The 20,824-nt window shown below is 54.8% G+C and carries 22 protein-coding genes; 12 read left to right on the top strand and 10 right to left on the bottom strand.

Annotated features, from left to right (window positions below; genetic code table 11):
* Positions 1-3: 3 nt before the first annotated feature.
* Complete coding sequence (locus PGS10_RS09100; RefSeq protein ID WP_063416196.1) at positions 4-1,095, bottom strand: RNA-guided endonuclease InsQ/TnpB family protein; 1,092 nt, start codon at positions 1,093-1,095, stop codon at positions 4-6.
* A gap of 46 nt (positions 1,096-1,141) precedes the next feature.
* Here PGS10_RS09100 and tnpA point away from each other — a divergent pair, with 46 nt between their 5' ends.
* The 5 genes from tnpA to PGS10_RS09075 all read left to right on the top strand — a co-directional run bounded on the left by tnpA (position 1,142) and on the right by PGS10_RS09075 (position 3,747).
* Entirely contained in the window at positions 1,142-1,552 is a 411-nt protein-coding gene (gene tnpA, locus PGS10_RS09095) for an IS200/IS605 family transposase (RefSeq protein WP_063416198.1), read from the top strand.
* Between the two features lie 133 nt (positions 1,553-1,685).
* A complete protein-coding gene (locus PGS10_RS09090) occupies positions 1,686-2,588 on the top strand; it encodes an EamA family transporter (RefSeq protein WP_015369087.1) in 903 nt (300 codons plus the stop codon).
* Positions 2,589-2,689: 101 nt separating this feature from the next.
* The gene (locus tag PGS10_RS09085; protein ID WP_045390509.1) at positions 2,690-2,980 is read left to right on the top strand and encodes a YicS family protein; all 291 of its coding nucleotides are present in this window, start codon (positions 2,690-2,692) and stop codon (positions 2,978-2,980) included.
* Positions 2,981-3,196: 216 nt separating this feature from the next.
* The gene (locus PGS10_RS09080; protein WP_045390507.1) at positions 3,197-3,430 is read left to right on the top strand and encodes a type II toxin-antitoxin system CcdA family antitoxin; all 234 of its coding nucleotides are present in this window, start codon (positions 3,197-3,199) and stop codon (positions 3,428-3,430) included.
* A 2-nt stretch (positions 3,431-3,432) separates the two neighbouring features.
* Positions 3,433-3,747 (top strand): CcdB family protein, encoded by a 315-nt coding sequence (locus PGS10_RS09075; protein ID WP_047078232.1) that lies wholly within the window; start codon positions 3,433-3,435, stop codon positions 3,745-3,747.
* A 29-nt stretch (positions 3,748-3,776) separates the two neighbouring features.
* Here PGS10_RS09075 and PGS10_RS09070 read toward each other — a convergent pair whose 3' ends face one another.
* Positions 3,777-4,712 carry a LacI family DNA-binding transcriptional regulator gene (locus tag PGS10_RS09070; RefSeq protein WP_047047582.1) on the bottom strand — a complete coding sequence of 312 codons (936 nt, stop codon included), beginning with the start codon at positions 4,710-4,712 and terminating at the stop codon, positions 3,777-3,779.
* A 293-nt stretch (positions 4,713-5,005) separates the two neighbouring features.
* Here PGS10_RS09070 and PGS10_RS09065 point away from each other — a divergent pair, with 293 nt between their 5' ends.
* From PGS10_RS09065 to PGS10_RS09055, 3 genes are all read left to right on the top strand, one after another.
* The gene (locus tag PGS10_RS09065) at positions 5,006-5,320 is read left to right on the top strand and encodes a PTS sugar transporter subunit IIB (RefSeq protein ID WP_015369080.1); all 315 of its coding nucleotides are present in this window, start codon (positions 5,006-5,008) and stop codon (positions 5,318-5,320) included.
* Positions 5,321-5,331: 11 nt separating this feature from the next.
* Complete coding sequence (locus tag PGS10_RS09060) at positions 5,332-6,657, top strand: PTS sugar transporter subunit IIC (protein WP_045390501.1); 1,326 nt, start codon at positions 5,332-5,334, stop codon at positions 6,655-6,657.
* 278 nt (positions 6,658-6,935) lie between these two features.
* On the top strand, positions 6,936-8,315 hold the full coding sequence (locus PGS10_RS09055; RefSeq protein ID WP_165430615.1) for a carbohydrate porin: 1,380 nt from the start codon (positions 6,936-6,938) through the stop codon (positions 8,313-8,315).
* A gap of 226 nt (positions 8,316-8,541) precedes the next feature.
* Here the strand turns inward: PGS10_RS09055 and phnV are convergent, their stop codons facing one another.
* The 5 genes from phnV to phnR all read right to left on the bottom strand — a co-directional run bounded on the left by phnV (position 8,542) and on the right by phnR (position 13,231).
* Positions 8,542-9,339, bottom strand: coding sequence for a 2-aminoethylphosphonate ABC transport system, membrane component PhnV (gene phnV, locus PGS10_RS09050; protein ID WP_316422747.1), 798 nt, complete (start codon positions 9,337-9,339; stop codon positions 8,542-8,544).
* Between the two features lie 2 nt (positions 9,340-9,341).
* Positions 9,342-10,202: a 2-aminoethylphosphonate ABC transporter permease subunit gene (gene phnU / locus PGS10_RS09045; protein ID WP_047044680.1), complete on the bottom strand. Its 861-nt coding sequence runs from the start codon at positions 10,200-10,202 to the stop codon at positions 9,342-9,344.
* A complete protein-coding gene (gene phnT / locus PGS10_RS09040) occupies positions 10,202-11,314 on the bottom strand; it encodes a 2-aminoethylphosphonate ABC transport system ATP-binding subunit PhnT (RefSeq protein WP_047078179.1) in 1,113 nt (370 codons plus the stop codon). The genes phnU and phnT overlap by 1 nt, the downstream gene beginning before the upstream one ends.
* A 5-nt stretch (positions 11,315-11,319) precedes the next feature.
* Positions 11,320-12,333: a 2-aminoethylphosphonate ABC transporter substrate-binding protein gene (phnS, locus tag PGS10_RS09035; protein WP_047078178.1), complete on the bottom strand. Its 1,014-nt coding sequence runs from the start codon at positions 12,331-12,333 to the stop codon at positions 11,320-11,322.
* Between the two features lie 178 nt (positions 12,334-12,511).
* Entirely contained in the window at positions 12,512-13,231 is a 720-nt protein-coding gene (phnR, locus tag PGS10_RS09030; protein WP_015369072.1) for a phosphonate utilization transcriptional regulator PhnR, read from the bottom strand.
* A gap of 141 nt (positions 13,232-13,372) precedes the next feature.
* Between phnR and phnW the strand changes: the two genes are divergently transcribed.
* Positions 13,373-14,476 carry a 2-aminoethylphosphonate--pyruvate transaminase gene (gene phnW / locus PGS10_RS09025; protein ID WP_047078177.1) on the top strand — a complete coding sequence of 368 codons (1,104 nt, stop codon included), beginning with the start codon at positions 13,373-13,375 and terminating at the stop codon, positions 14,474-14,476.
* A 9-nt stretch (positions 14,477-14,485) separates the two neighbouring features.
* A complete protein-coding gene (gene phnX, locus PGS10_RS09020; RefSeq protein ID WP_025713848.1) occupies positions 14,486-15,295 on the top strand; it encodes a phosphonoacetaldehyde hydrolase in 810 nt (269 codons plus the stop codon).
* Between the two features lie 5 nt (positions 15,296-15,300).
* On the opposite strand, the gene nepI is transcribed toward phnX, so the two are convergent.
* Entirely contained in the window at positions 15,301-16,485 is a 1,185-nt protein-coding gene (nepI, locus tag PGS10_RS09015) for a purine ribonucleoside efflux pump NepI (RefSeq protein WP_015369069.1), read from the bottom strand.
* A gap of 261 nt (positions 16,486-16,746) precedes the next feature.
* Positions 16,747-17,199, bottom strand: a complete 453-nt coding sequence (locus tag PGS10_RS09010; RefSeq protein WP_047078176.1) for a DUF1198 domain-containing protein — start codon at positions 17,197-17,199, stop codon at positions 16,747-16,749.
* 270 nt (positions 17,200-17,469) lie between these two features.
* Here PGS10_RS09010 and PGS10_RS09005 point away from each other — a divergent pair, with 270 nt between their 5' ends.
* A complete protein-coding gene (locus tag PGS10_RS09005) occupies positions 17,470-18,330 on the top strand; it encodes a DUF6708 domain-containing protein (RefSeq protein WP_052766193.1) in 861 nt (286 codons plus the stop codon).
* A 21-nt stretch (positions 18,331-18,351) separates the two neighbouring features.
* Positions 18,352-19,218, top strand: coding sequence for a DUF6708 domain-containing protein (locus PGS10_RS09000; protein WP_052766192.1), 867 nt, complete (start codon positions 18,352-18,354; stop codon positions 19,216-19,218).
* An 80-nt stretch (positions 19,219-19,298) separates the two neighbouring features.
* Here the strand turns inward: PGS10_RS09000 and uhpT are convergent, their stop codons facing one another.
* Positions 19,299-20,690: a hexose-6-phosphate:phosphate antiporter gene (gene uhpT, locus PGS10_RS08995; RefSeq protein WP_015369067.1), complete on the bottom strand. Its 1,392-nt coding sequence runs from the start codon at positions 20,688-20,690 to the stop codon at positions 19,299-19,301.
* Positions 20,691-20,824: the final 134 nt, after the last annotated feature.

Raw genomic sequence — 20,824 nt, 5'->3', positions numbered from 1 at the left:
GTCCTAAAGGACGGGGATTCCTACAGCTAGACGGCAATGTCCTGCCGCGAGAATGTTCTTTGCGGCGTTAACGTCGCGATCATGAGCGGTTCCGCACTCACAACAAGTCCATTCTCTTATTCGCAAACCTGCTCTACCTTTCGGACTGTTGTTGGAGATAGCCCCGCAACACGAACAAGCCTGGGTGGAATACCTTTCGTTGACCACTTCGAACACCACTGAGCGCGCAATCGCTTTATATTCCAGTTGTGTTTTGAGCATCGCCCAGCCAGCGTCCAGGACGCTTTTAGCCATTTTGGTTTTGGCTAACTTGCTGCTGCTCACATCGCCTACGAATATCGCCGCATGGCTGTTTACCAGCGCCGTGCTGAACTTGTGCAGGGCATCTTTGCGGCGATTCTTAATTTTGGCGTGGATGGCGCGTACACGGGCTTTTTTGCCTGCCTGTTGCGCCTTGCCTAATGCTGGTTGCAGGTCGCGATAAAAACGACCGGCGATCAGTTTGCTGCCATCGGATACCGTGGCGGTATCCTTTAACCCGAGGTCTATGCCGACAGCGGTCGCGCCCGTGGTATGGACGGTCGCAACCTCTACGCAGATATTGAAGTACCATCGCCCTCGGCTATCTTCGGAAAAACTGCCTGCGCGGAATTTGTAGCCCGCAAGACCGTAGCTATCCCAAACTTTAAAGTAGTGCCCGGCGAACTTAACGCAGCCGTTTTGCCACTTCGCCTGCTTTGATTTGAACGGCACCCAGCCCAGCGAACGGCGAGCGCCGCCACTGACGCGCCAGCGCAGGCGGGAACGCTTGAACTGTTTCCGCGCCTTGCCGTGGTGAGCGATCACTTCCTGCACTGTAGCGCTGCCGATGGAATAGCCGCGCTCACGCTGTATGCCGGTTGTCATCTTCTGAACATCAAACGCGGTTAACCACTTTGGAACCTGCGCACCAAAAACGCCAGCGTTGCTGTATGCCTCGCTGGTTATCTCGTTTGCCAGATTAAAGACCTGATTGACCTCAAAGGCCATCTGCCGCAAAACGGCGGCGTGGCGGTCTTTAACTCTGACTGATAAAGTTTTGGTCTGAATGCTCATAACGAGCTACGCTACTCGCATAAAATCACTTTTGCAAGGTTGGTCTATGGACTTAATATATCGAACGGGGCGACATTGCGTTTTCATGCTGCACTGTCATTTAATCTTCATAACGAAGTATCGCGGGCGTGTCTTTAATGAAGCGCACCTGGAAACGCTTGAGGGGATTTGTCGCAACGTTTGCGAGCTGTTTGAATGCGAACTGGTGGAGTTTAACGGTGAGTCGGATCACGTTCACATGCTGCTTAACTTCCCGCCGAAGGTATCAATCAGCAAGCTAGTTAACAGCCTAAAAGGGGTTAGCAGCCGCAAGATGAAATTGCATCATCCAGACCTGCATAAACCCGCCTGGAAGTCAGACGCTCTATGGTCGCCGTCTTATTTCGCTGGCAGCGTGGGCGGTGCGCCCCTTGAAGTGATTAAGAAATACATTGAGGATCAGAACCGGCCTCATTAGCGCCCTGGCGGGCGCTTCGCTCTACATCCCCGACCTCAAAGGAAGGGGCTTTCCGCGAAACCCCTGGTAAAACACGCGCCGCGTCGCCGCCGTGCTATGATTCCTGCTTTGCGCTATTTCACGCGAGGGAAAAATGGGTTCCAGCAAAAGAGGGATGTTGAACGTATTGATCGCCGCCGTCCTGTGGGGCAGTTCCGGGGTCTGCGCGCAGTACATTATGCAGCAAAGTCAGATGTCATCGCCCTATCTGACCATGATCCGCCTGCTGTTCGCCGGGCTGATTTTGCTGATGCTCGCTTTCGTTCACGGCGACAAAATTTTCCGCGTCATGCAAAACCGCAAAGATGCCCTTAGCCTGCTGTTTTTCTCGCTGGTCGGCGCGTTAACCGTGCAGTACACCTTCCTGATGACTATCGAGAAGTCGAACGCCGCCACCGCCACGGTGCTACAGTTTTTGTCGCCGACGATTATCGTCGCCTGGTTCGCGCTGGCGCGTAAGGCGCGGCCTAGTCCCTTTGTGCTGCTGGCGATTGGCACCTCGCTTGCCGGCACCTTCCTGCTGGTCACCCACGGCAACCCGACCTCGCTCTCCATCTCGCCGGCGGCGCTGTTCTGGGGGATCGCTTCTGCCTTCGCGGCGGCGTTTTATACCACCTATCCCTCAACGCTTATCGCCCGCTACGGCACACTGCCGATCGTCGGCTGGAGCATGCTGATTGGCGGGGCGATGCTGTTGCCGTTTTATGGCAGCCAGAGCGCGAACTTTGTGGTGAACGGCCGTCTGCTGCTGGCGTTTTTCTATCTCGTGGTGATCGGCACCTCGCTGACTTTCAGCCTGTATCTCAACGGCGCTCAGAAAATTGGCGGCGCAAAAGCCGGGATCCTCAGCTGCGCCGAGCCGCTGAGCAGCGCCCTGCTCTCTCTCTTGCTGTTGGGCATTACCTTTACTCTGCCGGACTGGCTGGGGACGCTGTTGATTCTCTCTTCGGTCATTCTTATCGCGGTGGATTCCCGGCGGCGGGTACGCGCGGCGTAATAGCAATCGTCTGATTTTAAACAACAAAAAATGTCTAACATTTGCGCAATTCACCTGCTGCGCATATAGTTGACTGAAGCGAAAAGTGAAGGAGAAGCGCCATGAAAGCGTGTTGGATGTTGTGTCTGGTTACTGCCCTTAGCGCCAGCGCGGCGTGGGCCGAATCGCCGCTGCAAAGCCTGCAGTTTGAGCAGCAAAAACAGCAGGTGTTGAAAGCGGTGAAGGAAAAATGCGCCCCGGCGAGCACCCTCAGCGATAACGATTTCGCCAATAAAATCCTCGCCTCGAAAGACAACCAGAGTTACGTTCGCGAAGCGACGCTGGCGAAAGAGCGCAATAATCAAAAAGGCTATCTGGCCGCCATTGATAAAATTCGCTGCCCGGGTAAATAACGGGCTGAATTATCAGGAAAACCGTTGCCACTCCAAATTATCCTCACCTGAGTTCGGTACTTCGCCGGACTCAGGCTTTACGTCCCATGAGGGCGTTACCCTCACCGTATCTCCTAAATAATATGTTTTATCGCGATGAGCTATCAGAGGCCGCCAGGTAGCGATCGTGTCAGTATAAGTGTAAGCTCCACATATCTGCTCACTGGAGATCTCATCATGACTGTAAAACGTAAAACGCAAAACGTGACCGTCACTCTCGAACGGGATTTACTCAATCGTGCGCGCGAAGCCGGTGTAAATATGAGCGCTACATTAGCCGCAGCGCTTGATGCTGAGCTGAAAAAACATGCTGCCCTGCGTTGGCGCGAAGCTAATGCTGAAGCAATAGCTGCAATGAATGCTTTAGGGGAAGAGACCGGATGCTTTTCTGATGAATATCGGAGTTTTTGACAGTGCAATATTATGTCTACAGAAGTACCAGTAAAAACCCGGCCTTCCCACTTTTAATTGATGTTACCAGTGACATTATTGGCGACATTAATCGCCGCTTAGCGATCCCGTTAATGCCCGTTGAGCGACTCGGTGTTAATCCCGCGCCGGAGCGTTTAAACCCGATACTGGCTTTGGTTGACGGGAAAAAATACGTTTTGATGACACACGAAGCGGCAACCATTCCTGTTAAAGCCTTAGGGGTCGAGTTTTGCGATGCGAGCGGATACCGCAACGCTATTAAAGGAGCGCTCGATTTCATGCTTGATGGCATTTAGATACGCATGTTTAGAATATCTCCGCACCTCTAGGGAATAATTAAGTCGCCGCGCAGCAGGCTGCCGCCGGGCTGCGGGCTTTTGCCGATCAGCCAGTTGACGATCCGCGAAGCCATCGCATCCATCGAATACTCAATCGCCGGGATGGTTGGAATACCCGGCATCTGCAGCGAACCCGCGAGACTGAAGACCATTACTTTTTCCGGCACCGCGCGGTTAAACGCCTGCAGCTGCGGCACTACCCGCTGCGCCTGCAGTTCATCGCTCACCAACAGCGCATTAAAGTTCAGGGTAGTGGCGTTATTCATCAGCTCCTGCACCGCCACCGACGACGAGGGGCAGTCCAGGAAGACCAGGTTGCGATTAAACGGCAGGAAGTTCTTCTCCAGCGCATGCTTATAGCCCAGCAGCACCTGGTCGGCAAAGCCGCTCCCCTGCGGATGGATCAGCGCAATCTGCCGCCGCCCCTGATTAATCAGATAATGACAGGCGGTTTCCGCGGCGAAGGCGTGATCAAACTGAATACTGTTCTCGCCATCGCTTTCCAGACAATCAATCAGCACCACATCGGGGCGCTCGATCTGCAGCGGAAAGCGCGCGCCGATGATCAGCACGTCATCACACAGGCCACAGGTGAGTTCATCCAGCGCGCTTAATACGTCGCCGCGGTTATTGGCGAAGCGCAGCAGTAGATGTTTCTGATGCTGGCTGAGCTGTTTTTCCAGGGCGTAGAGATAGCTGGTGGTCTGATTGATGTTGTCCTGCGCGCAAATCACGCCGATACAGCCCGTCGACTGGCTCAGTAAGGATTGGGCAATCATATTGGGCCGGTAGTTAAGCGTTTCCGCCGCCTGCAGCACCGCCTGGCGGCTGGCCTCTTTTACCCCGCGCGAACCGCTGAGCACGCGCGAAACCGTGGCTTTCGATACCCCGGCTAACCGTGATACATCATTGATTGTCGACATCTTTTTTCCCCTGGCAGGCGCGGTTAGGCCCCTGTAACGCTGTGTCCTGAATCGCTTCAATTATAACCAGCGGCAGTATAGCCGTTTCCTTTTTTATTTGGAAACCGATTTTCCATTTCGGCAAAAAACCACGCCAAATCGACATTATTTTGTGAGCAAAATCTAATTAGTAAGGCCGCTAACGGTGAGTTATTGACCGCGCTCACAGTTCTGTTTTTTATAAATGGAAACCGGTTTCCGTCTGATATCAAATCATCCTCGCAATAACTTTTTACATATGAGGAAAGCCGTCGATGTACAAGATTATGCTGTGCTGCTCCGCCGGAATGTCCACCAGCCTGCTGGTGAGGAAAATGGTGGATGCCGCAAAGGAACGCGACCTGCCGGTGCAGATTGACGCCTATGGCGTTGCCGAATTTGATATGCAGTTTCCGCAATACCAGGTGGTGCTGCTTGGCCCGCAGGTCAAATACATGCTGAAAATGCTTAGCGAGAAAGCCGCTCCCCTGAATATTCCCGTCCAGCCTATCGATACGATGGATTACGGAATGCAGCGGGGAGATAACGTTCTGAATTATGCCCTGTCGCTGATCGCCGCGGCGCACTAAGAGGTGTTCAAATGAGTTCTCTGTATCAGTCGATGATTGCCGTGATCGAGCAGTCTATTACTCCGCTGGCAGGACGCCTTGGGCAACAGAAATATGTTATCGCCATCCGCGATGGCTTTACCGCCGCATTGCCGTTCATGATCATCGGCTCTTTCATGCTGGTATTTATCTTTCCGCCTTTCTCGCCGGAGACCACTAACGGCTTTGCCCGCGGCTGGCTGGATTTTTCCCAGCAGTACCGTGAACAGCTGATGTTGCCGTTTAATCTCAGCATGGGCGTCATGACCTTCTTTATCTCGGTCGGCATCGGCGCCAGCCTCGGACGCCAGTTCCAGCTCGATCCGGTCATGTCAGGCCTGCTGGCGTTTATGGCCTTCCTGCTGGTCGCTGCGCCCTATGCCGATGGCAAAATTTCTACTCAGTATTTATCCGGCCAGGGCATTTTCACCGCGCTGATCACCGCCATCTACTCCACCCGCGTTTACGCTTGGCTTAAGCAAAACAACGTGACCATTCGCCTGCCGAAAGAGGTGCCGACCGGCGTCGCCCGTTCATTTGAGATCCTCATTCCGGTACTGGTGGTCATCGGTACTCTGCATCCGCTCAACCTGTTCATTGAAGCGCAAACCGGCATGATCCTGCCGCAGGCGATTATGCATCTGCTGGAACCGCTGGTCTCCGCCTCCGATTCGCTGCCGGCGATTCTGCTGTCGGTGCTGATGTGCCAGATTTTCTGGTTCGCCGGTATTCACGGCTCGCTTATTGTTACCGGCATTATGAACCCGTTCTGGATGGCCAATCTGTCGGCAAACCAGGCGGCGCTGGCGGCCGGCGCGGCGCTGCCGCACGTTTACCTGCAGGGCTTCTGGGATCACTATTTGCTGATTGGCGGCGTCGGTTCGACCCTGCCGCTGGCCTTCCTGCTGCTGCGTAGCCGGGTCACGCATCTGCGGACTATCGGCAAAATGGGCATCGTGCCGAGCTTCTTTAATATCAACGAACCGATTCTGTTCGGCGCGCCGATCATCATGAACCCAATGATGTTTATCCCCTTCGTCTGCGTGCCGATGGTTAACGCGGTGCTGGCTTACGGCGCAACCCGTCTTGGCTGGCTGAGCCAGGTGGTGTCGCTGACGCCGTGGACGACGCCCGCGCCGATTGGCGCCTCGTGGGCGGCTAACTGGACCTTAAGCCCGGTGGTGATGTGCGTTATCTGCATGGTGATGTCGGCGGTGATTTATCTGCCATTCCTGCGTGCCTATGAGCGTTCATTAATAAAGAATGAAGTGGAAAAGGCGAAAAGCGTTGCAGCTGTCGCCGGAGCCGTTAGCCAGTAATTATTGTCTTACCTGAAAATATGAATTTATGCGGAAAAGGGATTTTCGCCAAATGACCTGATTATAAACTCAATAACCTCAGGAAATATTATGATCTATTTTCTAATAAATTAATCCATCTGTATTAGTCGTTAAATTTCGCCACTGAGAATAAGATATTTATTCTCCGGCGTAGCTGTACCCTGAAAAAAACAAATCAGCTTATTTTGGTTATTTTTATTTTAACCAGAATGGGGCGGTTATTGTCTGCATATATTAATTATTAAAGTGAGATAACCATGAATACAGTTAAAAAGCTGCCATTGGCCATGGCGGTTATCGCCGCGCTGTGCCCAATTTCCGTACTGGCGCAGGAGTTTACCCAGGAGCAGATCGACGCCATCGTCGCGAAAGCCGTCGATAAAGCGCTGGCCGACCGCCAGGCCAAAATTGACGCGGCGGCCAATAAAAAAGTCGACGTGATGACCAACCCGCAAACCACCGCGGCTTCGCCGGATCTGGCGATCCCTTTCGGCCTGAAATTTAGCGGTTACGCCCGCTATGGCGCCCACTTCCAGACCGGCGACCAGAAATATGTCGGCGTCGACGGCTCCTATAACGGCGCCTCGGCGATCGGCCGTCTCGGTAATGAAAGCAACGGCGGCGAATTCCAGATCAGCAAAGCGTTCAAAAGCGCGCAGGGGGCCATCTGGGATCTCAACGTCATGTTTGACCACTGGAGCGACGAGGTTAACCTGAAAAAAGCCTACGTCGGCGTCACCAACGTCCTCGAATCTAACCCCAACGCCTATATCTGGGCCGGCCGCGACTTCCACCAGCGCCCGCAACAGGGGATCAACGACTACTTCTGGATGAACCACGACGGCCAGGGCGCCGGGGTGAAGAACTTCGATATCGGCGGCGTGCAGTTCGACGTGGCGACGGTGTCGCAGGTGAAATCCTGTAGCCCGGAAGTGATGGCCGACGAGACCAACCCGTCGCGCATCACCTGTACCGGCAGCTCCGATACCGGCGACAACGGCCACTACGCGTTGACCACCAAAACCCACAACATCAAGGCCGGGCCGATCGACGTCGAGGTATATGCCAACTACGGCTTTGACTCAAAAGCGGTGGACAGCGACGCGCGCCTCGATGCCTGGCAGGGCGGGCTGGTACTGAGCCATAGCAACGACAGCGGGGTGAACAAAGTTATTCTGCGCTACTCCGACAACTCGGATAACAGCGTCTACAACAAGACCGATGACCTGACCACGGTCTACGCCAGCTTCGAGGGCAGCCATAAGTTCACCCAGCAGGCGCAGATCGAGTATCTGCTGGCCTTCCACGATTACGACAACGGCAAGGACAATACCGATAACCGTAAAAACTACGGCGCGATCGTCCGGCCAATGTACTTCTGGAACGACGTGCACTCGACGTGGCTGGAAGCGGGCTACCAGCGCGTTGACTACGACCAGGGCGGGGATAACCACGGCTGGAAGCTGACGCTGTCGCAGAACATCGCCATCGGCATGGGGCCCGAGTTCCGCCCGATGCTGCGCTTCTATGTTACCGGCGGCCAGGTGGATAACGAGCACACCGCGAAGGTCAACGACACCAGCGACGAGCGGCTGGATTCGTTAAACATCGGCGGCATGTTTGAGGCATGGTTCTGAGGCAATAACCTGTGTCCGCATTTATGCCGGATGGCGGCATAAATGCCTTATCCGGCCTACGGTCCGTGCGGCCTGCCTTTAATTTATTCACCATGCTGGCTGAAACTGCCGCTGTTGGCGGCCTCAAAATCCCCGGTGGCGCTGCCGCTTACCGGGGCTACAGCGCTGAGGCAATCCGATTCCCGGCTGGCGCTACGCTGAGCCGGGCTACAGCTCCGGGTACAAATTATCTCTGGCTTAATCGGCGGGCGATGCGCTCAAGCTTCATCATCAACAGCAGCGTGACGCCCACCAGCACAATGGTCAGCGCCGAGCCATCGGCGATATTACCGCGATCGGTGAGGCTGAAAATGGCCACCGGCAGCGTCGTCCAGCCCGGCGGATAGATCATCACCGTTGCCCCTAGCTCTCCCATCGACAGCGATAGGCTCAGCGCCAGCGCTGAAATCATCCACGGCGTCATCAGCGGCAGCGTCACATGGCGCAGGCGATACCACGGCGAAGCGCCCAGGCTTGAGGCGACGTTTTCAATATCGGCGGAAATCCGCGCCAGCCCGGTCGTTACGTTGCTGAAGGTAAAGGCGGAAATCAGTACAAAGTGCGCCGCCAGGACGATCCAAAAAGTACCGTTCATCTGCAGCGGTCCCTGACTAAATGCCACCAGAATGCCCAGCCCGACGGAAACCGAGGGGATAGCGCTGGGCAGATAAAACGCCAGGCCAAGATATTTCTGTAGCGTCGCGCCATACTGGCGCAGCGCCAGCGCCGCCCACATCCCACACAGCAGCGCCAACAGGCTGGCGCAGAAGCCCACCATCAGGCTCGAAAACAGCGAATCCCACGCCGCGCCGCGAAAGGCGTTAACAAAGTGGGCAAAGGTAAAGCCGGTGGGCAGCAGGCCGTTCCATTGTTTACTCAGGCTGGAGAGTAAAATCACCGCCAGCGGCAGCAGGAAAACGCCGGCAAATAGCGTCACCGCCAGCGCGCCCGCCGTCGCGCGGCCTTTACGCGACCAAATCAACATCGTTAACTCCTTACGCCAGTGCGCGCCGCCGCCAGCCGATAGAGCATAAACAGCCCCAGCGACAGCAGAATATTAATCAGCGCAATCATGCAAGCCACGCTGTAATCCGACTCCAGAATCGCCTTGCTGTAGACCATCATCGGCAGGGTATTAACTCCTTTGGCACCAATAAACAGCACGATGCCAAACTCGTTGGTCGTCAACAGCAGGCACAGGCTGCCGCCCGCCATCAGCGCCGGTAGCGCCGCCGGGAAGATAACCTGGGTAATCACCCGTAGCGGATGGGCGCCGAGAATACTCGCCGCTTCCAGCTGGCTCTTATCTATTTGCCGCAGTCCCGCCATCAGCGGGCGCATCACCAGCGGCGTAAAGACGGTGATCTCCGCCAGAATCACGCCGTTGATCGAATAGAGAAAGTCCACCGGCGGCAGCTCAAAAGCAAACAACGACATCAGGGTGCCGTTGAGCAGCCCCGCCGAGCCGTAAATAAAGGTGAATGCGAGGGTAATCAGGAAGGTCGGCAGCGCGATAAACGTATCAATGACCCGGCTCACCAGTTGGCTACCGGGGAACGGAATAAACACCAGAATCAGCGCCAGCACGCTGCCGAGTACCAGGCAGCCAAGGGTAGCGAACACCGCAATCTGTAAGGTATTGAGCAGCGCGCCAATAAAGCGTTTTGAGTCAATCACCTGCCAGAAAGTTTCGAGGCTTAGATTGCCGCTGGCGTCACGTAATGCCTGTTCGGCGATCAGCAGTAGCGGATAGAAAAATAGCGTCGCCAGCACCAGCAGCGGCAACGCCAGCCACAGGTAAGGGCGTAAGTTTCGCGCCGGACGCGCGAGCGTTAGGGTTTGCGCCATTATTGCACCTCGATCAGAACCGCATCGCCAGGTTCGAAGTAGAGCGCCAGCTTGTCCCCCGCGCGCGGCAGTGGGTTCACGTGGGTCATGACGATCCGCACCGCTTCGCCGGCGACGTCGCACAGCAGATGCGTCAGATCGCCCTGCCAGTGTATCGAGGTCAGGGTGGCGTTGAGACGATTACTCATCGCTGAACGCGGCGTCAGGCTCATGTGCTGCGGGCGAATGCATAACAGCTTGTTGTTGCCATGCAGGCCGCCCCGGCTGAAGGCGTTAATCAGGCCGCTGCCGCAGCTCACGCTAACCAGCCCCGGCTCGGTGCTGTCCTTCAGCGCCGTCGCCTGCAGAATATTGGCGCGGCCGAGGAATTCGGCGCTAAAGCGGTTCGGCGGATAGTGGTACAGCTCGTGCGTTTCACCGTGGGCAATCAGCGAACCGTCTTTCATGATGCCGATTTTATCCGCCAGAGTCAGCGCTTCGGTCTGATCGTGGGTGACGTAGAGAATGGTCAGTTCCGGCAGTTCGCGATGCAGACGGGCAATCTCTTCCACCATGTTATGACGAATTTGCGCATCCAGCGCCGACAGCGGTTCATCAAGCAACAGTACCCGAGGACGCACGGCAATCGCGCGGGCTATCGCGACGCGCTGCTGCTGGCCGCCGGAAAGCTGATGCGGGTAGCGGGTGGCGTAATCCGCCATACCGACGATTTTTAAGGCTTCAGCCACCCGCTCGGCGATAAGCGCCCTGGGCTGCTTTTGCGCCCGCAGGCCGAAGGCGACGTTATCTTCTACCTTCATATGCGGAAACAGCGCGTAGTTCTGCACCACCATCGCCAGCCCGCGTTGATACGGCGGCAGCTGGGTGACGTCAGTATCGCCGATCACAATCCGACCGCCAGCCGGTTGCACAAAACCGGCGATCGCCCGCAGCACCGTGGTTTTCCCGGAACCGGAAGGGCCTATCAGCGCCAGTACCTCACCGGGTTCAATGGTCAATGACAGCGGTTTTAAGACCACGTTGCCGTGGTATGAAACGCGCAGCGAGTCCAGGGTGATCCCGGAAGTCCCCGCCAGCGACGGGGAAGGAGTGACGGTGGTTTTCATCAACATCAGGCTTACTCGCTATCAGTCACTTTATGCCAGCGGGCAATGTCAGCCGACAGCGATACCGCGACATCATCCCAGTTCGGCTCCCAGCTCTTCACGCCGTCGAGCGCCGCTTTCGCCGCCTTAAAGTTAGCGTCATCCGGCGCCACATCGCTGCGTACCGGCAGGCCCCAGGAGAGCGCGCTGACGCTGGATTGCGCCGGTTTATCCAGCAGGAAATTGATCAGCTTCTTGCCGTTTTCGCTGTTCGGTCCGTTCTGTACCAACCCGATGGTGTAGGGCAGCGCCAGCGCGCTGCGCTCGCCTTTATCATCCGCCGGCCAGAAAATTTTAACGTTCGGGTTACGCGCCATCTGCGACAGGTTCATCTGCAAATCGCCGTTGGCGACGTACAGCTCGCCTTTGTTGACCAGCGCCGTCAGCTTGCCGGTCGAGGCCGACGGGCCGACATTATTGGCCTGTAGCTTACCCAGATACGCAAAACCGGCGTCTTTATCGCCGAGGCTGTGGAACGCCTGCAGCATCACCGCGGTACCGTCGCCCGCCTGCCCCGGCGTGGAGTACTGCAACTTGTTCTTGTAGCGGCTATCCAGCAGATCCTGCCAGCTGGCCGGCGCGCTTTTCAGCAACTGGCCGTTATAGATAAAGGTCAGATAGTTGTTCACCAGCGGCGCGTAGCGGTCGTTAGCGCCGGGGATCTGCGCGCTACCTTGCGGGGTAAAGGTTGCCAGCAATTGCTCTTTCGCGGCGCGCTGGATAAACGGCGGCACCGTGACCAGCACATCAGCCTGTGGATTGGTACGCTCCTTCGCCAGACGTTCAACGATCGCGCCGGAGCCGCCTTCCACATACTGCACTTTGATGCCCGTCGCTTTGGTGAAGGCGGCGAACTGGCTCTGATACCAGCTGTTATCGCCGTCATGCAGGCCGTCGGCGGAGTAAACCGTGACGACGCCGTCTGCCCAAACCGGAGAGCTGGTCAGCGCGAACAGGGACAGCAGAGCAAGTCGGGAGAGTTTCATCGTATAAGCCTCATCGGATAGTCAGTTATTCTGGTGTAGACCAGATTTGCCTTCACGCTACCGGGGGTTTATGACAAAACGATGAAAGAAGTGTGTCGAAAGAGTTAAAACGAGGGGAAGTGCATAGCCCCGGCACGCGCTAGCGCCCCGGGGAGATCAAAAAATTTAACCAATAAAATCAATGGGTATCGACTTCGATCCGCAGGCTGTCATGCCGCCAGTATTCAATATCGTAATCGAGAATACGCCCGTGTTGATCGTAATTCAGCCGGCGCAACAGCAGCGCCGGGCGCCCTTCCATCACCCCCAACGCCTCTGCGGCCTGCGGCGGCATTGAGGTGGGATAAAACGACAAATGCATACTGGTATAGATCAGGTCGTACTGAGTTTGATAAATCTCGGTCAGACTGCCGTTGAGATCGTGGCGCAGCAGCTCAGGCACCCGCGCGGGCAGGCAGTGGTTTTCGCAGTAGCACACCGGCCGGCCGTCGGCATAGCGCAGACGCGTCAGCAGGTAAACCTGATCGAAGGGCTGCAGCGCCAGCGGGGCCATCACGTCCAACGGCACGGCGGTTAAGCGTCCTTCAAGCAGCACCGTTTTCGGTTCGCGCCCCTGCTCGAGACACAGCTTGTGGAAGTTGGTATTTTGCGTCGGATCCAACCACAGACGCTCCGGCGTCACAAACCAGCCGCGGCGGTCGGCGCGGTAAATCACGCCGCTGGCCTCCAGCTGCGCCAGGCTCTCACGCACCGTAATCCGGGTCGTGTTGAACAGCGCGCACAGCTCGCGCTCGGAAGGCAGCTTGTCGCCGCTTTTGAGGGCGCCGTTTTGAATACGCGCCTGCAGCTGCGCCTTAATCATCAGGTATTGCGGCATCTCGCCAGAGGGTGATTTCATGTTTACTCACTGCCACTTTTCGTGCGCTCATTATACATAGCCAGATGAATTTTTTGTTGCAGCGCCACATTTCCTTTGACCCTGCCCCGGCTTTGTCTCCATGATAAATATAAATCTGGTATAGACCAAATGGTGAGATAAATGACTTCACGGAACTACCTGCTGCTGACCCCCGGCCCGTTAACCACCTCCCGTACGGTGAAAGAGGCGATGTTGTTCGATAGCTGCACCTGGGATGATGATTACAATCTCGGCGTGGTACAGACCATTCGCCAGCAGCTGGTGCAGTTGGCTACCCCGGCCGACGGTTACACGGCGGTTCTGCTGCAGGGCAGCGGCAGCTACGCGGTCGAAGCGGTACTCGGCAGCGTCATCGGCGAACAGGGCAAAGTGCTGATCGTCAGCAATGGCGCCTATGGCGCGCGTATGATTGAGATGGCACAACTGATGGGTATCGCCTGCCACCCTTACGACTGCGGCGAAGTCGCACGCCCTGATACGGCGGCGATCGAACAGATCCTGCAGAACGACCCGGCGATCACCCATATCGCGATGGTACATAGCGAAACCACCACCGGCATGCTGAATCCGATCGACGAGGTGGCCGAACTGGCGAAACGGTACGATAAACGCTATATCGTCGATGCGATGAGCAGCTTTGGCGGCATTCCGTTGGATATCGCCGCGCTGAATATTGATTACCTGATAAGCTCCGCCAACAAATGTATTCAGGGCGTGCCGGGCTTTGCCTTCGTGATTGCCCGCGAAGCAGAGCTTGCCGCCTGCAAAGGCCGTTCGCGCTCGCTGTCTCTGGATCTGTACGCCCAGTGGCGCTGCATGGAAGATAACCACGGTAAGTGGCGCTTCACCTCGCCGACCCATACCGTGCTGGCCTTCGCCCAGGCGCTGAAAGAGCTGGCCCAGGAAGGCGGCGTCAGCGCTCGCCATCGGCGCTACCGCAACAACCAGCGCCGGCTGGTCGCCGGAATGCGCGCGCTCGGCTTCCGGCCGCTGCTCGACGATAGCCTGCACTCGCCGATTATTACCGCCTTTTATTCACCGGATGCGCCGCAGTACCGCTTTCACACCTTCTACCAGAAGCTGAAAGATCAGGGCTTCGTTATCTATCCGGGCAAAGTATCGCAAAGCGACTGCTTCCGCATCGGCAACATTGGCGAAGTCTACGACGCCGATATCACCGCCCTGCTGGCGGCTATCGACAACGCCATGTACTGGAAACAATAAGGAACCGCCATGAACCGTATTAGCGCACTGATCCTTGACTGGGCAGGCACCACCGTAGACTTCGGCTCTTTCGCCCCGACGCAAATTTTCGTCGAGGCCTTCCGCCAGGCCTTCGATATTGAGATCACCCTTGAAGAGGCCCGCGTGCCAATGGGGCTTGGCAAGTGGCAGCACATTGAGGCGCTGGGCAAACTCCCTGCTGTCGATAGCCGCTGGCAGGCCAAATTTGGCCGCGCGATGACTGCCGCCGATATCGATGCGATCTATGCCGCGTTTATGCCGCTACAAATCGCTAAGGTTGTCGATTTTTCCGCACCGATTGCCGGCGTTGTCGACACCCTCGCCGCGCTGCGCGCCGAGGGTCTGAAGATTGGCTCCTGCTCGGGTTATCCGCGCCCGGTGATGGAAAAGCTGGTACCGGCCGCCGCCGCCCAGGGCTACGCCCCGGACCACTGGGTCGCCACCGATGATCTTGCCGTCGGCGGTCGTCCTGGCCCGTGGATGGCGCTGCAGAACGTGATTACCCTGGGCATAGACGATGTGGCCCACTGCGTGAAGGTCGACGACGCCGCACCGGGCATCAGCGAAGGGTTACATGCCGGGATGTGGAGCGTCGGCCTGGCGGTGTCCGGTAACGAATTCGGCGCTACCTGGGAGGAGTACCAGGCGATGTCGAAAGAGGAAATCGCCACCCGTCGCGAGCGGGCGGCAGGCAAACTGTATGCCGCCGGGGCTCACTATGTGGTTGATACCCTGGCGGATCTGCCGGAAGTGATTGCCGACATCAACGCCCGGCTGGCAAAAGGCGAACGGCCGTAAGCGGGTTAATTCACCTTCACTTTGGTCGTCACCAGCAGTCCGGTAAACAGCATTAATATTCCTGACAACACCAACGGCGACAGCAGCCCTAAGTGGTCGAGCGCAACACCGCCGACCGCGGCGCCGCAGGTGTTGGCAAGCTGGATCACCGCCACCTGAATCGACCCGGCTTTTTCCGCCTGATCGGAGAGCGAACGGGTGATCCACGTTGACCACCCCACCGGGATCAGCGCAAACGCGAAGCCCCAGATAATCGCCACCGTCGAGGCGACGATTTTGCTTTCTCCCCACAGTACCAGCGCCGCCGCGCAGGCGGTCAGCACCAGCGGCGAAATCGCCAGCGCCGCTTTGACCGAGCGCTTCAGCACCACCGAGGAGAGCGAGGTGCCGATAAAGCTGGCGATACCAAAGCTCAGCAGCACCAGCGTCAGACCGTCGACGTCAAAACCGGCGAGGGTCATGTAAACCGGGCGAATATAGGTAAAGAAGGCGAACTGTCCGGCAAAGGCCATGAAAATGGCGCACATCCCGGCCATCACCCCCGGACGCTTCAGCAGACCAAACATATTTTGCTGCTGAGCCGCCGATTCACCCGGCAGCGACGGCAGCGCTTTCAGCACCCAGAGCGTACACAGCACGCCCATCACCGCCGCGCCGTTAAAGACGTTGCGCCAGCCGATAAGCCCGCCAAGGAAACTGCCCAACGGGGCGGCGATCACCAGCGCGATTGATACCGCGCCGAAGATAATCGATAGCGCTTTCGGCACCACGCGCATCGGCACCAGACGCATGGTCAGCGATGCCGACATCGCCCAGAAACCGCCGAGCGCCAGGCCCAGACAGGCGCGTCCCAGCAGCAGCAGGGTGAAGCTATCGGCAAACGATACCAGCAGGCAGGATAGCGTCAGCAGCAGCGAAAACAGGATAACCACGTAGCGGCGATCGGTTTTGCCGATAACCGTGGTGATAAACAGACTGGAAAACATCGCGACGAATGCCGTCGTCGTCACCGACTGCCCGGCCATCCCTTCGGAGATGCCTAAATCCAGCGCCATCGGCGTTAACAGGCTGACCGGCAAAAACTCGACGGTAATCAGGCAGGCGACGCAGAAAGCAACCGCGAAGACCGCCGACCAGTTTGGCCGCGCGAGATCGCGTGCATGGGGTTTGGTTTCATTTGAATGACTCATGAGTGACCTGCGAAGAAAGTGGCGGAAAGCTGCGCAGTGTAACATTTTGTATGTGACGTACTTAACGTTTTCGCAACTCTTCTCGCTTTTCATAACGTAATACAAAAGCGTAGCCTGAGAATACAGGCCTCGTCATTCTGCCGGATGGCGCTTACGCTTATCCGGCCTACAAGTGACGAGTGCGTAAACCGTAGGCCGGATAAGGCGCAGCCGCCATCCGGCACACAAAAGCGATGAACCACAGGCCGGATAACAATGAGATCAGTGCAGCCAGTGCACGCCGTCTTCCGGGAGAAACAGGTCGTTATAGCGCTGCTGTAGGTTATGTAAATCGCTCACATCCGGGTCCAGCTCGCGCAGAAAACCTTGCGCCAGGCGGATCTGCGCGTCGGTAATCGGCGCCGCTAATCGCGCTTTTTGCATCAGGCGATACCAGTAATGCAGGTTTTTTTCGCTGGCGTCGACAATCGCCACCTGCCAGATGAGCAGCACCTGCGCGGCATTCTGCAGATGTGCTTCATTCGGCCGCTCCAGGTAACGCAAATACTCATTACCGGCGGTTTTTCCCAGCTGATCGATCATCGATTCCAACGGAACAGGCGTAATGCCAAGGCGTTCGCTCAGGCGACGAATCGCGCGGCGTGAATCAGAGGTAAGCACCCGAAATCCCACAACAAATACCACTATCAGGGTGGCCAGTCCTATCCAGATCATGCATCCTCTCATCCAATCGCAGCCTCACTATCATAATGGGAATTTGCCTGCTGTCGACTGCCGGACGAACCATAATGTGACTTATCGCGTTACTTTATAGTTTTAACAAATTAATCAATCATACTGACATAAAGAAACAATATATTAAAAACAAATATTCGCATTAATGTAATTAGCTTAATCTATGAATTGCTATTTTTGCACTGTAATAATTAAGCATGTTATCCTTTTATGGATTCACTACCCTTATCAAGCAACGGAATGCATATTATGCAACACACCTATTTAGCAAAACATATAGATGACGATGGCCTTGCCAGACTCAATGCCGAGACGAGAAGTAATACAGATAAACTCACGCACGCGGGTAAACTCTCCTGTGTAAATGATGATTATTGCGAAATAACTCGTAACTACACATCATTTTATGGCATGAATATTCTGTGCATTGCATTGTTCTTACCAATGGTTATATTGATATTTCTTGGGGTCATTGCGTTTTTATATGAAGCAGCTTTTGATTTTGAATGGTATATTGACTCATTCTGGGCCGACCCAAACAAACAACAAGTGACACTGATTTTACATTTTACAATATTAGTATTATTCGCACTGGCCTTTCCTTTAGCAGCACTGATAAATTACTCAGTTTTCGCCCCCAGGCATTATCCAATCCGTTTTAATCGCAAAACTGGGAAAGTTTATGTTTATGAGTATATTCTCCATGATTTATTTCATACTCAGCCCTATACATTTTTCTTCCACCATCCTTTCTATAAAAAGACAAAACCTGAATACAAAGAATTTGCCTGGAGCGATATTAAAGGAATTTGTCAGTTTTCGAATAATAACGCGCGACTTAACTGTCATGTATATGAAAACAACAGCATCGTTGACTCCTTTACACTCACTACGGGTGATATGGGAACAGAAACAATGCTGTTGAATAACTATAAACTATGGCTGTGGATCAGTAGCTATATGGATTTCAAAGACGAGATATTAGATATGACCGTCAATCCTAACGTGGGTATTTACGGGCGCAAAGTCGAATGGCCTGAGGTGATGCTTAAGAAATCTACGGCGTCATCATTAGATGAATATGAAAAAATCACCGAAACGGTATCATAGTCAATAGGCAAAGGAATGCATATGCTCCCGATCCAGAACCATTATTTAGCAAAGCAAATTACCGATACGGAACTTAAAAACCTTATCGCAGAGACTCCAGGTGATACAAATAAGTTAACGCATGCGGGGAAATTATCCTATGTTAATGATGACTATTGTGAAATCACTCGCAATCACTCTTCATTTTATGGGATGAACATTCTCTATATCATTATGCTATTACCTTTGGTTATTTTATCATGTTTGGGAATCATTATGTTTTTATACTATATGATTTTCGATTTCAAAAGTTACGCGGCTTTTTTTTGGCAAGAGAAAAGTGAACTCCTGCTAACACTCACTATCCACTTTGGCGTCATTATTATATTGACCATAGCTTATTTCTCCTCATTTGCAGTAAATTACTGCTTCTTTTCGCCACGACATTACCCAATTCGTTTTAATCGAAAAACAGGAAAAGTTTATATTTGCGAATACGTTTTTTTTGTACTGCTCCAAAGACCGAACCGCAACTATAAAGCCAGAACCCGCTTTCCATTCTATAAACGGACCCGGCCAGAATACAAAGAATTCTCCTGGGATTCTATAAAAGGCTATTATGATTTTTATCAGCAAAGGTCGTGTATTTGCTGCCATGTTTATCAAAATGAAAACATTGCCGACACATTTACGCTTATTTCAGAAAAAACTATTATTGAGTCTGAATATTTTAATAACTATAAACTCTGGGCTTGGGTTAACCACTATATGGATTTCAAAGACGAGATGTTAGATATGACCGTCAATCCTAACGTGGGTATTTACGGGCGCAAAGTCGAATGGCCGGAGGCGATGCTTAAAAAATCTACCGCGTCATCGTTAGAAGAATATGAAAAAATCGCCGACTAATTTAATGCGTTTGCCGCCCAGAAAACCCTATAAAAAAGCCCGGCGCAATGGCCGGGCAAGGTTACCAAATACCTGGTGAATCAGGCAGTCTGCAAAACTCGATTCTTTTTCTCGCGGCGAATTTTACGCTCTTCGAAGATAGCCACGATGGCCATCAGGCAGATACAGCCGATGGCGGCGGCGTCCAGCGCCGCAAAGGTGCCGGCCCAGCCGGTCAGGCCGAAGACCGGCGTGCCGTCGGCGATCATCCCGAGCCCCAGTTTGGCGAAGCTATCGCCGATCAGATAGGCGAAGGTGCCCTTGATTCCATCGGCGGCGCCGATCGCTTTTTTCGGCACAAAGCCGACGGCGGCGACGCCAATTAACAGCTGCGGACCAAACACCAGGAAGCCCAGCGCAAACAACGAGGCCAGATAGACGTACTGGTTGCTGGCATGTTGGTAAACCCCGAGAGTGGCGATAATCAACGCCAGCGCGACGCAGGCTACCAGCGCGCGGCGGCCGTTGGCCAAGTCCGACAACCAGCCCCACAGTAGCGTGCCAACCAGCGCGCCGACTTCAAATAGGGTAAAGCCCTGAATCGCCACCTCTTTAGACAGCTTCAGCTCCTGGAAGGCATACACGGTGGACCACTGATCGATACCGATACGCACCACGTAGAGGAAGATGTTGGAGAAACACAGCAGCCAGATCACTTTGTTTTTCAGCACGTACTCAACAAAGATCTGCCACTTGGTCATCGCATTTTCTTCAGTCTCTTTGTCCTCTTCGCTGATCGCTTCGCCAAACAGCTCTTCCGCCGTGCCGAGGCCGTAGGATTCCGGAGAGTCGCTACCGTAGCGCAGGCCAATAAAGCCAACGATCAGCGCAATAATCGACGGGAAGATAAACATGCCTATCACATGGCCGTCGAACAGATAGTTGGCGCCAAACAGCGCCACGCCCGCCGCGCCCGCGCCGCCGAGGTTGTGGGAGATATTCCAGAAGCCGAGGAAGGTGCCGCGTTTGCGTCTGGGCGTCCACTTGGTGATGGTGGAATAGCTGCACGAGCCGCCGGTGCTCTGGAAGAAACCGCTCAGCGCATAGAAGGCGATCATCAGGAACAGGCTGGTTGAACCCGCCCCCATGCTGGCGCTAAAGCCCAGCATACAGATAGCGGAGAGGATCAGCATAAACGGCAGGAACTGCTTGGTGTTTTTACCGTCGGCATAATAAGAGACCAGCGTCTTGCCCACGCCGTAGGTAATGGAAAAGCCCAGGCCAATCATCCCCAGTTGCGTCATGCTCAACCCGTAGGTGGAGATCATGTCGTTCTGCGCGATGTTAAAGTTCTTGCGGATCAGATACATGGTCAGGTAGCCGATGAAGACCACCAGATAGGACTGCATGAAAGGTTTGAACCACATTTTGCGCCGCACGTCGAGCGGCAGATCCAGGGTCGGCTTGCGCACCTGATTCAGAAAGGCCAGCATGGGTATCTCCTGAGCTGATTTTTTATGCCTGCGTAATAACCAGGCATTGTAAAAACCAGCGCGCCGTCTGGCCTGAGACGGCGTCCAGGTGAAACCGGGAAAATTTCTTAGTTTTGCCCCGTTCGCGGCGAAAG

The sequence above is a fragment of the Klebsiella sp. 141153 genome, assembly GCF_032601995.1.
GTDB lineage: Bacteria > Pseudomonadota > Gammaproteobacteria > Enterobacterales > Enterobacteriaceae > Klebsiella > Klebsiella aerogenes.
The sequence above is the reverse complement of the archived record's forward strand: the minus strand, read 5'-3'. Positions and strand labels throughout refer to the sequence as shown.

Excerpts from the sequence above, each read along its gene's own strand:
- phnU (WP_047044680.1), bottom strand. The coding sequence starts at position 10,202 with ATGGCGCAAACCCTAACGCTCGCGCGTCCGGCGCGAAACTTACGCCCT.
- phnR (WP_015369072.1), bottom strand. The coding sequence starts at position 13,231 with ATGAAATCACCCTCTGGCGAGATGCCGCAATACCTGATGATTAAGGCG.
- PGS10_RS09065 (WP_015369080.1), top strand. The coding sequence starts at position 5,006 with ATGTACAAGATTATGCTGTGCTGCTCCGCCGGAATGTCCACCAGCCTG.
- PGS10_RS09070 (WP_047047582.1), bottom strand. The coding sequence starts at position 4,712 with ATGTCGACAATCAATGATGTATCACGGTTAGCCGGGGTATCGAAAGCC.
- PGS10_RS09100 (WP_063416196.1), bottom strand. The coding sequence starts at position 1,095 with ATGAGCATTCAGACCAAAACTTTATCAGTCAGAGTTAAAGACCGCCAC.
- uhpT (WP_015369067.1), bottom strand. The coding sequence starts at position 20,690 with ATGCTGGCCTTTCTGAATCAGGTGCGCAAGCCGACCCTGGATCTGCCG.
- PGS10_RS09005 (WP_052766193.1), top strand. The coding sequence starts at position 17,470 with ATGCAACACACCTATTTAGCAAAACATATAGATGACGATGGCCTTGCC.
- PGS10_RS09055 (WP_165430615.1), top strand. The coding sequence starts at position 6,936 with ATGAATACAGTTAAAAAGCTGCCATTGGCCATGGCGGTTATCGCCGCG.
- nepI (WP_015369069.1), bottom strand. The coding sequence starts at position 16,485 with ATGAGTCATTCAAATGAAACCAAACCCCATGCACGCGATCTCGCGCGG.
- phnX (WP_025713848.1), top strand. The coding sequence starts at position 14,486 with ATGAACCGTATTAGCGCACTGATCCTTGACTGGGCAGGCACCACCGTA.
- phnS (WP_047078178.1), bottom strand. The coding sequence starts at position 12,333 with ATGAAACTCTCCCGACTTGCTCTGCTGTCCCTGTTCGCGCTGACCAGC.
- PGS10_RS09080 (WP_045390507.1), top strand. The coding sequence starts at position 3,197 with ATGACTGTAAAACGTAAAACGCAAAACGTGACCGTCACTCTCGAACGG.
- PGS10_RS09010 (WP_047078176.1), bottom strand. The coding sequence starts at position 17,199 with ATGATCTGGATAGGACTGGCCACCCTGATAGTGGTATTTGTTGTGGGA.
- phnV (WP_316422747.1), bottom strand. The coding sequence starts at position 9,339 with ATGTTGATTTGGTCGCGTAAAGGCCGCGCGACGGCGGGCGCGCTGGCG.
- PGS10_RS09060 (WP_045390501.1), top strand. The coding sequence starts at position 5,332 with ATGAGTTCTCTGTATCAGTCGATGATTGCCGTGATCGAGCAGTCTATT.
- PGS10_RS09090 (WP_015369087.1), top strand. The coding sequence starts at position 1,686 with ATGGGTTCCAGCAAAAGAGGGATGTTGAACGTATTGATCGCCGCCGTC.
- phnT (WP_047078179.1), bottom strand. The coding sequence starts at position 11,314 with ATGTTGATGAAAACCACCGTCACTCCTTCCCCGTCGCTGGCGGGGACT.
- PGS10_RS09085 (WP_045390509.1), top strand. The coding sequence starts at position 2,690 with ATGAAAGCGTGTTGGATGTTGTGTCTGGTTACTGCCCTTAGCGCCAGC.
- phnW (WP_047078177.1), top strand. The coding sequence starts at position 13,373 with ATGACTTCACGGAACTACCTGCTGCTGACCCCCGGCCCGTTAACCACC.
- tnpA (WP_063416198.1), top strand. The coding sequence starts at position 1,142 with ATGGACTTAATATATCGAACGGGGCGACATTGCGTTTTCATGCTGCAC.
- PGS10_RS09000 (WP_052766192.1), top strand. The coding sequence starts at position 18,352 with ATGCTCCCGATCCAGAACCATTATTTAGCAAAGCAAATTACCGATACG.